Source organism: Mesorhizobium sp. L103C105A0 (genome assembly GCF_000502215.1).
Lineage (GTDB): Bacteria > Pseudomonadota > Alphaproteobacteria > Rhizobiales > Rhizobiaceae > Mesorhizobium.
Genome location: NZ_AYXF01000001.1, coordinates 777,523 through 790,506 on the forward strand (window position 1 = coordinate 777,523; position 12,984 = coordinate 790,506).

General features: G+C 64.4%; 12 protein-coding genes. 3 read left to right on the plus strand and 9 right to left on the minus strand.

Translation table 11 applies throughout. The annotated features are described in order from the left end of the window. Positions 1-19: 19 nt before the first annotated feature. The 3 genes from coaBC to ubiE all read right to left on the minus strand — a co-directional run bounded on the left by coaBC (position 20) and on the right by ubiE (position 3,936). A complete protein-coding gene (gene coaBC / locus X727_RS160810; protein ID WP_023833594.1) occupies positions 20-1,486 on the minus strand; it encodes a bifunctional phosphopantothenoylcysteine decarboxylase/phosphopantothenate--cysteine ligase CoaBC in 1,467 nt (488 codons plus the stop codon). A gap of 67 nt (positions 1,487-1,553) precedes the next feature. Then, a complete protein-coding gene (gene ubiB, locus X727_RS160805; protein ID WP_023833595.1) occupies positions 1,554-3,128 on the minus strand; it encodes a 2-polyprenylphenol 6-hydroxylase in 1,575 nt (524 codons plus the stop codon). Positions 3,129-3,159: 31 nt separating this feature from the next. Then, entirely contained in the window at positions 3,160-3,936 is a 777-nt protein-coding gene (ubiE, locus tag X727_RS160800; protein ID WP_023833596.1) for a bifunctional demethylmenaquinone methyltransferase/2-methoxy-6-polyprenyl-1,4-benzoquinol methylase UbiE, read from the minus strand. A 134-nt stretch (positions 3,937-4,070) separates the two neighbouring features. Between ubiE and X727_RS160795 the strand changes: the two genes are divergently transcribed. From X727_RS160795 to X727_RS160785, 3 genes are all read left to right on the plus strand, one after another. Further along, positions 4,071-5,042, plus strand: coding sequence for an adenosine deaminase (locus tag X727_RS160795; RefSeq protein WP_023695615.1), 972 nt, complete (start codon positions 4,071-4,073; stop codon positions 5,040-5,042). 121 nt (positions 5,043-5,163) lie between these two features. Next, positions 5,164-5,793 carry a uracil phosphoribosyltransferase gene (upp, locus tag X727_RS160790; RefSeq protein ID WP_023833597.1) on the plus strand — a complete coding sequence of 210 codons (630 nt, stop codon included), beginning with the start codon at positions 5,164-5,166 and terminating at the stop codon, positions 5,791-5,793. A 129-nt stretch (positions 5,794-5,922) separates the two neighbouring features. Further along, the gene (locus X727_RS160785) at positions 5,923-6,486 is read left to right on the plus strand and encodes a TIGR02281 family clan AA aspartic protease (protein ID WP_023695614.1); all 564 of its coding nucleotides are present in this window, start codon (positions 5,923-5,925) and stop codon (positions 6,484-6,486) included. A gap of 9 nt (positions 6,487-6,495) precedes the next feature. Here X727_RS160785 and deoA read toward each other — a convergent pair whose 3' ends face one another. The 6 genes from deoA to X727_RS160755 form a co-directional block, all read right to left on the minus strand. Next, the gene (gene deoA / locus X727_RS160780; protein ID WP_023744158.1) at positions 6,496-7,815 is read right to left on the minus strand and encodes a thymidine phosphorylase; all 1,320 of its coding nucleotides are present in this window, start codon (positions 7,813-7,815) and stop codon (positions 6,496-6,498) included. Further along, positions 7,815-8,633: a purine-nucleoside phosphorylase gene (locus tag X727_RS160775; RefSeq protein WP_023744157.1), complete on the minus strand. Its 819-nt coding sequence runs from the start codon at positions 8,631-8,633 to the stop codon at positions 7,815-7,817. The genes deoA and X727_RS160775 overlap by 1 nt, the downstream gene beginning before the upstream one ends. A 12-nt stretch (positions 8,634-8,645) precedes the next feature. Continuing rightward, positions 8,646-9,038: a cytidine deaminase gene (gene cdd / locus X727_RS160770; protein ID WP_023683183.1), complete on the minus strand. Its 393-nt coding sequence runs from the start codon at positions 9,036-9,038 to the stop codon at positions 8,646-8,648. Between the two features lie 107 nt (positions 9,039-9,145). Further along, entirely contained in the window at positions 9,146-10,117 is a 972-nt protein-coding gene (locus X727_RS160765) for an ABC transporter permease (RefSeq protein WP_023744156.1), read from the minus strand. Between the two features lies 1 nt (position 10,118). Next, the gene (locus tag X727_RS160760) at positions 10,119-11,258 is read right to left on the minus strand and encodes an ABC transporter permease (RefSeq protein ID WP_023744155.1); all 1,140 of its coding nucleotides are present in this window, start codon (positions 11,256-11,258) and stop codon (positions 10,119-10,121) included. Next, complete coding sequence (locus X727_RS160755) at positions 11,255-12,787, minus strand: ABC transporter ATP-binding protein (RefSeq protein WP_023704056.1); 1,533 nt, start codon at positions 12,785-12,787, stop codon at positions 11,255-11,257. The genes X727_RS160760 and X727_RS160755 overlap by 4 nt, the downstream gene beginning before the upstream one ends. Between the last annotated feature and the right edge of the window lie 197 nt (positions 12,788-12,984).

The window sequence follows — 12,984 nt, forward strand, 5'->3', positions numbered from 1 at the left end:
TTGCGGAACCGGCGGCCGCTCAGGCTTGCAAACGCTCGGCGATGAGCGCGGCGAGCCGCGCCGCCACCTCGCCCTTGCCCATCTCAGGCCATTCCTCGACACCGTCCTTCGAGACGATGCGCACCTTGTTGCGGTCGCCGCCCATGACGCCGGTGGGGCCGACGCCGCTTTCATGCGAGACATCGTTGGCGACAATGAAATCGGCGCCCTTCTTCTTCAGCTTGGCCTCGGCATTCGCAATCAGGTCCTGCGTCTCGGCGGCGAAGCCGACAACCAGCCCCGGCCGTTGCTCGTGATGACCAACACTGGCGAGAATGTCGGGGTTTTCGACCATTTGCAGCGCCGGTGGGCCCTGGCCCGCCACCTTCTTGATCTTCTCGCCGGCCGTGCCAGCGGTGCGCCAGTCGGCGACGGCAGCTACGAAGACCGCGGCGTCCGCCGGCAACAACTGTTCGACGGCCGCCTTCATCTCGGCCGCGGTCTCGACATGTGTCGTCACAACGCCGGCCGGATCGGCAATGCTGACCGGACCGGAGATCAGGCGTACATCCGCGCCCAGTCTTGCCAGCGCTGCCGCAATCGCATGGCCCTGCTTGCCCGAAGAGCGGTTGGCGATGTAGCGCACCGGGTCGATCGGCTCATGCGTCGGCCCCGAGGTGACGATGATCCTGCGGCCGGCCAGCGGCTTCGGCCTGCTGTCGAGCAGTGCCTCGATCACTGCCACGATGTCCAGCGGCTCGGCCATGCGGCCTTCGCCCACCTCATTGCTCTCCGCCATCTCGCCCCTGGCCGGGCCGACAAAGGCGATGCCGTCCTTGGCGAGCGTCGCCCGGTTGCGGCGCGTCGCGGCATGCGACCACATTTTCGGGTTCATCGCCGGCGCCATCAGCACCTTCTTGTCGGTGGCGAGCAGCACCGTCGAGGCCAGATCGTTGGCATGGCCGTTGGCGAGCTTGGCCATCAGGTCGGCGGTGGCCGGCGCCACCACCAAGAGGTCGGCCTCGCGCGACAGGCGGATATGGCCAACATCGTGCTCGTCACTGCGGTCGAAGAGTTCGGTGAAGACATGGTCGGCCGAAAGCGCGCCGACCGAAAGCGTGGTGACGAACTCCTGCGCCGCCGATGTCATCACGACGCGCACCGCCGCACCGCGCTCGCGCAGCCGGCGGATCAGGTCCAGCGCCTTGTAGGCGGCGATGCCGCCGCCGATGATCAGCAGGATGCGCTTGCCGTCGAGGGTGTTGTGCGTTTTTGTGGATTGACCTCGCTGGGACAGATCGTTGTCAAAACCTCCATGAGGCTCAACCAGGCGGCGGATTGTTGCATAGAGGGTTTCGCTCTCGGGCATGCCGGCTTCCGCCGACAGCACGCTTTTGGCAAGCGCATCACGCGCCTCTTCCTCCATCGACACCCCGCGCGCCGCAGCGCGCTCACGCAATTTCTGCTTCACGTCGTCAGCTAGATTGCGGACAGTAATGGTGCCCATGACTTGCTCCGCGACATCAATAGCGCGACTGCAACGCTAGCACCACAGTTGCTAGCGATGCAAGCGATCAGAGCAGCTTCCACGCGATATACACCAGCGTCAGCGCGATCACCCATAGCGCCAGCCGGCCCGAGCGGGTGTAGCGCGCTTCGGCCTTACCGATGGCGCGCGATGTCGCTTCGTCGAAGCGGAGGCCGTGCTCCGCTATAAAATCGATCTCGCGTGACAGCCGCTCGGTGCGGGCGGCAAGATCGGGCGCCTGGCGGGCCAGCGCCAGCAGCGCCTTGGCGCCGTCGCGCGCGTCCATCAGCAGGCCGCTCGGCCCGAGATTGCCGGCGATCCACTGGCCGACCACCGGCTCGGCCGTCTTCCACATGTTGAAGGCCGGGTCGAGCGTGCGTGCGACGCCTTCGACCACCACCATGGTCTTCTGCAACAGGATCAGTTCCGACCGCGTGGCCATATCGAACAGTTCGGTGACCTCGAACAGCAGCGTGAGAAGCTTCGCCATCGAGATGGTTTCAGCCGGCTGGCCATGGATCGGCTCGCCGATGGCGCGAATGGCCTGCGCGAAAGCCGCGACATTGTGCTGGCGCGGCACGTAGCCGGCCTCGAAATGCACCTCGGCGACGCGCAGATAGTCGCGCGTGATGAAGCCGTAGAGGATTTCGGCGAGGAACCGGCGCTCCTTCTTGCCGAGCCGTCCGGCAATGCCGAGATCGACGGCGACGATATTGCCATTGGCCTCGACGAACAGATTGCCTGGATGCATGTCGGCATGGAAGAAGCCGTCCCGCAGCGTGTGACGCAGGAACGACTGGATCAGGTTGGTGGCGATCGCCTTCAGATCGTGCCCCGCCGCAGCGAGCCCGGCGATGTCGTTCATCTTGACGCCGTCGACCCATTCCATGGTCAGCACATCGCGCCCGGTGCGCTCCCAGTCGACCGACGGCACGCGGAAGCCCGGATCGTCCTTGGTGTTTTCGCCCAGTTCCGAAAGTGCGGCCGCCTCGAGGCGAAGATCCATCTCGATCTTGGTGGTCTGCGCCAGCGTCTCGGTCACCTCGACCGGCCGCAGCCGGCGCGACGACGGGATGTATTTCTCCTGCAGCCGGGCGGCGAGGAAATAGCTTTCGAGATCCTGGAAGAAGCGGCGGCGCACGCCAGGCCGGATCACCTTCACCGCCACCTTGGTATCGACACCGTCATGCATGGCCTGCGCGGGATGGACCTGGGCGATGGAGGCCGCCGCGACCGGCCCGCCGAACTGCGTATAGAGTTCGCCGATCTTGCGCCCGAGCGAGCCCTCGATCGCCGCCACCGCTTCCGCCTGCGAAAAAGTGTGCATCTTGTCCTGCAGCATGGCGAGGTCGAGCGCCATGTCGTTGCCGACGACATCGGGCCGCGTCGCCAGGAACTGGCCGAGCTTGACGTAGGAGGGTCCGAGCCGGACCACCGCCTTGGCCAGCCGGTCGCTGCGCTCATAAGCGAGCGCGCGGCGGCGGGTGAACAGCCGGGCCATGCGCCAGCCGAATTTCGGCAGGCCGCTGAGTTCGTCCCCCGGCAGTGCTGCGATCACGCCCTCGCGGACCAGCACCCAGCCGGCCCGCGCGAGCCGAAAGGCGGCGCCGACGCTGCTCATCGTCTACCCTGCTGCTGCAAACTGTCCGGCCTCAAAGCTTCCAGCCCGAATGAAGCGCTGCGATGCCGCCGGAATAGTTGCGGAACGACACGCGCTCGAAGCCGGCGCGGGTGATCATGGCAGCAAAGTTCTGCTGATTGGGAAATTTGCGGATCGATTCGACCAGGTAGGAATAGGGCTCGCCCTCGCCCGTCACCATCTTGCCGATCTGCGGAATGGCGTTGAACGACCAGGCTTCGTAGACTTTGTCCAGCAGCGGCATCTCGACCTCGGAAAACTCCAGGCACAGGAACCGTCCGCCAGGCTTCAGCACGCGAAAGGCTTCCGTCAGCGCGACATCGATGCGCGGCACGTTGCGGATGCCGAATGCGATGGTGTAGGCGTCAAAGGTGCTATCGGTGAAAGGCAGTTCCTCGGCATTGGCCTCGACGAAATCGGTGTTGCCGGACAGGCCCTTTTTCTCCGCGCGGTCACGGCCGACGCTGAGCATCGAGCCGTTGATGTCGAGCACCGTGGCATGCGCGTTGCCATGGCTGGCGTCGACGATGCGGAAGGCGATGTCGCCGGTGCCGCCCGCCACGTCGAGCACTTTCCAGCCCGGACGTTTCGGCGGATTGAGCCATGTCACCATGGCATCCTTCCACAGCCGGTGCAGCCCGGCCGACATCAGGTCGTTCATCAGGTCGTAGCGGTTCGCCACCTTGTGGAAAACCTCATTGACCAGAGGCTGCTTGTCGCCTGGCCCTACCTTCTTGAAACCATAGGAGGTTTCCATGCCGCCCGCGGCCGTGGTTCTCTCAACTGACATTATTTTGATCCGTCATAAAACCGGCGGGACCATAGCCGATCGATGGTGCGGGCGCTATTGTTTAAGGCGCGGTGTTCGGCCGCGCTTCCAGGTGGTGGGCTTTACGGCCTGGACTGATGAGACGGGATAACTGCATGCCTTTGAAAGCAGAACTGCACTGCCACATCGAGGGGGCAGCGGCGCCCGAACTCGTCATCCGTCAGGCGCAGAAATACGGCAAGGACACCTCGCTTTATATCCAGAACGGCTCCTTCGTCTGGCATGATTTCACCTCGTTCCTGGCGGCTTATGATTTTTCCGCCGACCTGTTCCGCACCGAGGAGGATTATGCCCGCCTCGCCGACCATTATCTGACCAGCCTTGCCCGCGACGGCGCCATCTATTCCGAGGTCTTCACCTCGCCCGACCATGCCGTCAGGGCCGGCCTGTCGCCCAAGGCCTATACCGATGCGCTCGGCGAAGGCATGCTGCGCGCCAAAGCCAAGACCGGCATCGAGGGCCGCATGATCGTCACCGGCGTACGCCATGTCGGCGTCGAGTCGATCGAGCAGGCGGCGCGCTTTGCGGCGCGCTGCGGAAATCCGCTGGTCACCGGCTTCGGCGTCGCCGGCGACGAGCGCATGGGCGAGATGGAGGATTATGTCAGGGCCTTCGAGATCGCCCGCGAAGCCGGCCTCGGCATCACCATCCATGCCGGCGAGCTGACCGGATGGGAGACGGTGCAGGCCGCACTCGACCATATCCGCCCGTCGCGCATCGGCCATGGCGTGCGCGCCATCGAAAACCCCGATCTGGTGCGGCGCATCGCCGATGAGGGCATCGTGCTGGAATGCTGCCCCGGCTCCAACATCGCGCTCAAGGTCTACGACAGTTTCGCCGATCACCCTTTCCCTGCGCTGCAGGCAGCCGGCTGCAAGGTGACGCTGAATTCTGACGACCCGCCCTATTTCTGGACTTCGCTGAAGCGCGAATACGACATCGCCGCCGAGCATTTCGCCATGAACGAAAAGGCGCTGGCCGCCATCACCCGAACCGCGATCGAGGCGGCTTTCGTCGACAGGAAGACGAAAAGCGCGCTGCTTGCCCGGCTCGATGCGAAGAGGTGACTGGTGACTGGTGATTGGTTTGCCGGCGCTTCGGCCTGTCAACGGCAATGATCGATCCATCGGGACTCGCAAACCTGCTCACTATTCACTATTCACTATTCACCATTCACTGGAGCAACCCATGCAGGGCGTCACCGTCGTCGACCACCCGCTTGTCCAGCACAAGCTCACCATCATGCGCAAGAAGGAGACGTCGACCGCTGGTTTCCGGCGGCTGCTGCGCGAGATCTCGCTCCTGCTCGGCTACGAGGTCACCCGCAACCTCGAACTGACGACGACGACCATCGAAACGCCGATGGAAACCATGGAAGCGCCGACGCTGGAGGGCAAGAAGCTGGTCTTCGCCTCGGTGCTGCGCGCCGGCAATGGCCTGCTCGAAGGCCTGCTCGACCTGGTCCCGGCGGCCCGCGTCGCGCATGTCGGCCTCTACCGCGATCACGAAACGCTGGAGGCGGTGGAATATTTCTTCAAGGCGCCGAGCGATCTCGCCGACCGGCTGGTGATCGTCGTCGATCCGATGCTGGCGACCGCGAACTCGGCCATCGCGGCCATCGACAAGCTGAAGGAGCGCGGCGCCACCAACATCCGTTTCCTTTGCCTGCTGGCGGCGCCAGAAGGCATCGAGCGCTTCACCAAGGCGCATCCGGATGTTCCCGTGTTCACCGCTTCCATCGACCGCCAGCTCAACGAGAAGGGCTACATCATGCCCGGCCTCGGCGATGCCGGCGACCGCCTGTACGGAACCAAATGACGGCGGCTGGCAAGGCCAGCTGACATCCAGTCGTTTACCGCCCGTTTACGCAAAGCCGCGGTTTCGGGTTGGCGTTAAAGCGGCACACACCATACGTGGGCAAGAATGGGCCTTCACGAAGGTCCATTCATGCTGCGCAAGCTTGTCATTCTGGGCGTGTTCGCCGGAACGTCGGCATCGATCCCGATCGTCTATCAGTCGAATCCGCAGATTCTCGACAACCTGTTGAAGTCGACCGTCGCCGGCAAGCCGTCCGCGCAGCCTCAGCCCGAACTGAACATGGCCTCGGTTCCCGGCAAGCCGGCCGCACCGCTGCCCACTGGGCGCAAAGTATTGGTGGCGGCTGACGAGCGCGGCCATTTCACCTCCGCCTTCAAGCTCAACGGCCGCCAGGTCGACGGCATGATCGACACCGGCGCCACTTTGGTCGCCATTAACACCTCGACGGCGCGCCGCATCGGCATCTCGCTCAACCCGTCGGACTTCAACCAGCAGGTCAACACCGCCAATGGCGCGATCAGGGCCGCCGTGGTCAACATCGATCGCCTGCAGATCGGCAAGATCAGCGTCGACAACGTCCAGGCGGTAGTGCTCGACGACAAGGCTCTGCGCACCAACCTCATTGGCATGAGCTTTTTGCAGCGGCTGGCAAAATACCAGGTCGAAAACGGCACACTGTTACTGGTGCAGTAGCGCGTTCCGCTACCCGCGCGGCAGCACGCGCCGGATGACAGTCTTGTCGGCGGCTGGTTTCGACGCCCCGATCGTATAGGCCGAAAGCACGGCGGCTGCGGCCGCTTCGGCCTCCACTTGCGTGCGGGCGTGGACCAGCGCCAGCGGCTCGCCGGCCCGCACCTCGGCGCCGAGCGGCAGCAGCCTGGTGATGCCGACCGCATGGTCGATCCTGTCGTCCGGCCGCGTGCGCCCGCCACCGAGCCCGACCACAGCAAGGCCGATATCGCGGGTGGCAATAGCGGTGGCAAAACCGTTGCCTGTCGCCTTGACCGCAAACTCCACCGCCGCTTTCGGCAGGTATTTTTCCGGCTTGTCGACGAAATCGGCGGGACCGCCAAGGGCTGCGACCATACGCGCGAAGGCGGCCGCCGCGCGGCCGCCGGCCAGCGTCTCGGCCGCGCGCCTGAGACCGTCCTGATTGGACGACGCCAGCCCTGCCGATTGCAGCATCTCGGCGGCCAGCGCCAGCGTCACATCCTCCAGTCGCTTGTCGCGGAACCTTCCGGTGAGGAAATCGACGGCGTTGCGCACCTCGACCGCGTTGCCGGCCGCCGACGCCAGCGGCTCGTTCATACCGGTGACCAGCGCCGAGGCCTTCAGGCCGGCGCCGTTGGCGATCTCGACCAGGCTGTTGGCCAGTGCTGTCGCGTCGCGCGACTTCTCCATGAAGGCGCCATTGCCGACCTTGACGTCGAGCACCAGCGACCGCAGGCCGGCCGCGAGTTTCTTCGACAGGATAGAGGCAGTGATCAGCGGCACCGATTCCACCGTTCCGGTCACATCGCGGATCGCATAGAGGCGACGGTCGGCGGGCGCGAGATCGGCGGTCTGTCCGATGATGGCACAGCCGGTCTCGAGCACCGTCTTGCGGAAGCGCGCGATATCCGGCTGGCTGATATAGCCCGGGATGGCGTCCATCTTGTCCAGCGTGCCGCCGGTATGCCCAAGGCCCCTGCCGGAGATCATCGGCACATAGGCGCCGCAAGCGGCGACGATCGGCGCCAGCATCAGCGAGACATTGTCGCCGACGCCGCCGGTCGAATGTTTGTCGGTGACCGGACCCGGCAGGTCCGACCAGTCGAGCACATCGCCGGAATCGCGCATGGCGAGCGTCAGCGCCACCGCCTCGTCGCGGTTCATGCCGTTGAAGAACACCGCCATGGCAAAGGCGCCGACCTGACCGTCCGAGACGCTGCCCGAAGTTACGCCGGCGACAAAGGCCGAAATCTCCTGCGCCGACAGTTTCTGGCCATCGCGCTTGCGGCGGATGATTTCCTGGGGAAGCATCAGGCGTCGCCCTTCAGCTCCGGCAACCCATCCTGGAACACATGCGCAAGGATCGTCGCCAGCCGTGCGCCGCCGATCGGCGCCATGTCCTTGGTCTCCTGGTGCGACAGTTCCGCCCCGGTCATCCCGGCGGCGAGATTGGTGATCACCGAACAGGCGGCTACGCGAAGCCCAAGGAAGCGGGCGAGAATGACCTCCGGCACGGTCGACATCCCTACCGCATTGGCGCCCATGACGCGGGCCACGCGGATTTCAGCAGGGGTTTCGAAACACGGACCGGAAAACCACATATAGACGCCCTTGTGCAGCGCCGTCCCTGTCGCCTTCGCCGCCCGTTCGATCGCCGCGCGCAAGCCGGCATCATAGGCTTCGGTCAGGCCGACGAAGCGGCGGTCGCTCGGCTCGCCGATCAGCGGGTTGGAGCCGGAGAAATTGATGTGATCGGTGATCAGCATCACCGATCCAGGCAGCATGTCGGGATCGACCGAGCCGGCGGCATTGGTAAGGATCAGCTTGGTGATGCCGATGCCGGCAAGCACCTCCAGCGCCGGCCGCATCGCCGCAGCAACGCCGTGCTCGTAATAATGGGCGCGGCCGGACAGCATCAGCACCGGCGTGCCGGCGAAAAGCCCCGCGACCACCTCGCCGGCATGGCCAGTCACCCCGCTGCGGGGGAAACCCGGCAGGTCGGCATAAGAGATGCGCACGGCATTCTCGACCTGGTCGACAAGCCCGCCAAGGCCCGACCCCAGCACCATGGCGGTGGTCGGCGCCAACCCGTCCAGCCTTTCGACGAGGTGGTCCAGAGCTTCCTTCATATCAGCCAACTCTCACTTCAAAATGTCGCCACGAAACCCGTAGGGCAGCATGTCGCCCATCGTCACGGTCTCGACCACGCCGGTGTTGTCGCAAAGATAGAGCTTCGTGTCCGGCCGGCAGAATTCCGCCAGCCTTTGCCGGCAGCCGCCGCAGGGCGAGCATTTCGCCATGCGCGAGGCAATGACGGCGATTTCCACAATCTTCCCGCCACCGCCCATGATGTAATGGCCGAGCGCCGTGGTCTCGGCGCACCAGCCTTCCGGATAGGACGCGACCTCGATGTTGGCGCCGGTGAAGACACGGCCGTCTTCGGTGCGCAACGCCGCACCCACCGGAAACTTCGAATAGGGCGCGTAGGCCTTGGCCATGGCCTCCTGCGCGGCTTCGAACAGATCATGCGACATTCAGGTGTTCTCTCCGACGATCGTGGTCAAAACCCGGCCATTTGCGTTTTCCTGGCGCCTTTCGAGCACCAGCCGCATGTTCGACACAGTGCTCCTGGGCGCCCGGATCACCGTTCCTTGACATAAGGCACGCCGCCGGCGCGTGGCGGGATCGCCTTGCCGATGAAGCCGGCAAGCAGGATCACGGTCAGCACATAGGGCAGCGCCTGCATGAACTGCACCGGCACCTTGCCGATCAACGGCAGCGGCGAACCCTGCAGGCGGATCGCCGCCGCGTCGAGGAAGCCGAACAGAAGACAGGCGAACATGGCGTTCACCGGTCGCCATTTGGCAAAGATCAGCGCCGCCAGCGCGATGTAGCCCTTGCCGGCGGTCATGTCCTTCACGAAGCCGCCATTCTGCACCATCGAGAGGTAGGCGCCGGCAATGCCGGTCAGCACGCCGGTGCAGATCAGCGCCCGGTAGCGCAGCCAGGCGACCGAGATGCCGGCGGTGTCGACGGCGGCCGGGTTCTCGCCGACGGCGCGCAGGCGCAGGCCGAAGCGGGTGCGAAACAACACCCACCAGGTGAACGGCACCATGGCGAAAGCGAGATAGACCAGGATCGAATGGCCAGAGAGCAGCTCGGAATAGATTGGCCCGATGATCGGCACGTCGTGGATCGCGGCAGCACCAGGCAGAGTGATGGCCTCGAAACGCTCGCCCGGCTGCAGCGCCGGCGTTCGCCCGCCCTGCTGGAACCAGGCTTGGCCCAAAATGATGGTCGAGCCGGCGGCGACGAAGTTGATGGCCACACCGGAGACGATCTGGTTGCCGCGATGGGTGATCGAGGCGAAGCCGTGCACCAGGGCAAAGGCGACCGACATCACGATCGCCATGCCGAGACCGAGGAAGACCGAATGGAAGACCGAAGCGGCGGCCGCACCTGCAAAGGCGCCGACCAGCATCTTGCCTTCCAGCCCGATGTCGAAAACGCCTGCGCGTTCCGAATAGAGGCCGGCGAGGCAAGCGAGCAGCAGCGGCACCGACAGGCGTATGGTCGAGTCCAGGATCTGCACGATGGCGATGAAGACGTCCATCTCAGGCGCCCTTCCCTTTGACCGCTTCGATGCCGACCGACCTTGGACTGAACGAGGCGAACAGCGCCTGGACGTAGGGCCGGAACATGTGCTCCAGCGCACCGGCAAACATGATGACCAAACCCTGGATGATGACGATCATGTCGCGGGAAATCGCCGGCATTTCGAAGGCAAGTTCGGCGCCGCCCTGGTAGAGCATGCCGAACAGGATCGCCGCCAGCACGATGCCGACCGGATGCAGTCGGCCCATCAGCGCCACGGCGATGCCGACGAAGCCGGCGCCGGAGACGAAATCGATCGCCACATTGTGCTGGTCGCCCATCACCGGGTTCAGCGTCATCATGCCGGCCAGCGCGCCCGAAATCATCATCGCGATGATGATGATGCGGGTCTCCGAAATGCCGGCATAGCGCGCCGCTTTCGGGCTGTGCCCGTAGGTGCGCATCTCGTAGCCGAGCTTGGTGCGCCAGATCAGCAGCCAGACCAGGAAGGCCATGACCAGCGCCAGCAGGAAGCAGATGTTGAACGGCGCCGAGCGGATCTTGGCGCCGAACAGTTCGATGATCCAGTTGAGCTTGGGCAGTTCGGCGCCGGCGAGGAAGTTGCGCGTCTGCGGCGCCTGCGACGCTGCCGGCTTCAACGGCCCGACCAGGAGGTAGACCATGATCGAGGCCGCGATGAAGTTGAACATGATGGTGGTGATGACGATGTGCGACCCGCGCTTGGCCTGCAGATAGGCCGGGATCAGCGCCCACAGCGCACCGACGGCGGCTCCGGCGACGATCGCCAGCGGAAAGGTCAGCCACCACGGCAGCACAGTGTCGAAGGCGAGGCAGACCACGCCCACGCCAAGGCCGGCAATATAGGCCTGGCCCTCGGTCCCGATGTTGAACAGGCCGCAATGCGCGGCCACCGCCACAGACAGGCCGGTGAAGATGAAGGTGGTGGCATAGAACAGCGTGAAGGCAATGCCGGTTCCCTTGCCGAAAGCGCCCTCGACCAGGATGACGGCGGCACGAAACGGGTTTTCGCCGACCAGCATGACGACGAAACCGGCAACGATGAAGGCCACTGACAGATTGATCAGCGGGATCAGCCCATAATCGGCCCAGGCCGGCAGCTTGGCGTAAGGCGTGCTCACTCTGCCGCCTCCTGGCGATCGACGCCTGCCATCAGCAGACCAAGCTCGCCTTCGGTCGCCTCCGGGCCGCGTTCGCCGACGATGCGCCCGGCAAACATCACCAGGATGCGGTCGGACAGCGAACGGATCTCGTCGAGCTCGACCGACACCACCAGCACCGCCTTGCCCTGGTCGCGCATGGCAATCAGCCGCTTGTGGATGAATTCTATGGCGCCGACATCGACGCCGCGTGTCGGCTGGCCGACGATCAGAACACCGGGGTCCTGCTCCATTTCTCGCGCCAGCACGATCTTCTGCTGGTTGCCGCCGGAGAAATTCGCCGTTTTCAGACGCGGATTGCCGGGACGGATGTCGTATTTCTCGATCTTGTCCTTGGCATCAGCCATGATGGCGTCGATGTTGAGGAACGGCCCTTTCAGGTAGCGCGGGTCGTCATGGTAGCCGAGGATCGAATTCTCGTTCTCCTCGAAGGCCAGCACCAGGCCGACATGATGGCGGTCCTCCGGCACATGGGCGAGCCCACGGTCGCGCAACTCGCCGGGATCGGCGGCCCCGGTCAGGTCGATCGGCTTGCCATCGAGCATCACCGAGCCGGAAACCGCGCGCCTGATGCCGGAAATCGCCTCGAGCAGTTCGGACTGGCCGTTGCCGGCGACACCGGCAATGCCGACGATCTCGCCGGCGCGGATATCGAAGGAGATGTCGTCGACCATGGTGACGCCGCGCTGGTCTTTAACCGTCAGGTTCTTGACCGCGAGCTTGACCGCGCCGGCCTCCGTCTCGCCCTTTTCGACCCGCAGCAGCACGCGCCGCCCGACCATCAGTTCGGCCAGTTCGCCGACTGTCGTCTTGCTGGTCTCGCGCGTCGCCACCATCGTGCCCTGGCGCATGACCGAGACATTGTCGGTGATGGCCATGATCTCGCGCAGCTTGTGGGTGATCAGCACCACCGTTTTCCCCTGGTCCTTCAATTGCCTGAGGATGCGGAACAGATGGTCGGCCTCGGCCGGCGTCAACACGCCCGTCGGCTCGTCGAGAATCAGGATTTCGGCGCCGCGATAAAGCGCCTTCAGGATTTCGACACGCTGCTGCAGGCCGACCGGCAATTCCTCGATGATGGCGTCGGGGTCGACTTCCAGTCCGTATTCGCGCTCGAGCCGCTCCAGTTCGGAGCGCGCCTTGGCGATGCTCTTTTTCAACAGCGCATCGCTTTCGGCGCCGAGGATGATGTTTTCCAGCACGGTGAAATTGTCGACCAGCATGAAGTGCTGGTGCACCATGCCGATGCCGAGCGCGATGGCGTCGTTGGAGGTCTTGATCGACGCCGGCTTGCCGCCGACACGGATCTCGCCGCTGTCGGCCTGGTAGAAGCCGTAGAGGATCGACATCAGCGTCGACTTGCCGGCGCCGTTCTCGCCGACGATGCCGTGGATGGTGCCGCGTGCGATCTCCAGATTGATGTCGCGATTGGCGCGAACGGCGCCAAAACTCTTGTTGATGCCGATCAGTTCGATTGCGGCTTGCGCCATGCAGCCTGTCCCACTCTTATTTTTTTATCGCTTGGTCAAAACGCCTAGCATGATGCCCCACCCGTGCCAATTGGCGGCGCAGTGGCCACTCTCGACAAATCCCGGTGCGCTTGTCAATTTCGAACGTGGCCGCAGACCTTCACATTCACTAATATGCAAGGCTCAACAGTCGCATCATGCTGCAACTGCGTGCACCA

Bases quoted from the DNA above. Each gene is read 5' to 3' on its own strand.
- X727_RS160765 (WP_023744156.1), bottom strand. From the start codon at position 10,117: ATGGACGTCTTCATCGCCATCGTGCAGATCCTGGACTCGACCATACGC.
- X727_RS160775 (WP_023744157.1), bottom strand. From the start codon at position 8,633: ATGAAGGAAGCTCTGGACCACCTCGTCGAAAGGCTGGACGGGTTGGCG.
- upp (WP_023833597.1), top strand. From the start codon at position 5,164: ATGCAGGGCGTCACCGTCGTCGACCACCCGCTTGTCCAGCACAAGCTC.
- coaBC (WP_023833594.1), bottom strand. From the start codon at position 1,486: ATGGGCACCATTACTGTCCGCAATCTAGCTGACGACGTGAAGCAGAAA.
- X727_RS160785 (WP_023695614.1), top strand. From the start codon at position 5,923: ATGCTGCGCAAGCTTGTCATTCTGGGCGTGTTCGCCGGAACGTCGGCA.
- deoA (WP_023744158.1), bottom strand. From the start codon at position 7,815: ATGCTTCCCCAGGAAATCATCCGCCGCAAGCGCGATGGCCAGAAACTG.
- X727_RS160795 (WP_023695615.1), top strand. From the start codon at position 4,071: ATGCCTTTGAAAGCAGAACTGCACTGCCACATCGAGGGGGCAGCGGCG.
- ubiE (WP_023833596.1), bottom strand. From the start codon at position 3,936: ATGTCAGTTGAGAGAACCACGGCCGCGGGCGGCATGGAAACCTCCTAT.
- cdd (WP_023683183.1), bottom strand. From the start codon at position 9,038: ATGTCGCATGATCTGTTCGAAGCCGCGCAGGAGGCCATGGCCAAGGCC.
- ubiB (WP_023833595.1), bottom strand. From the start codon at position 3,128: ATGAGCAGCGTCGGCGCCGCCTTTCGGCTCGCGCGGGCCGGCTGGGTG.
- X727_RS160755 (WP_023704056.1), bottom strand. From the start codon at position 12,787: ATGGCGCAAGCCGCAATCGAACTGATCGGCATCAACAAGAGTTTTGGC.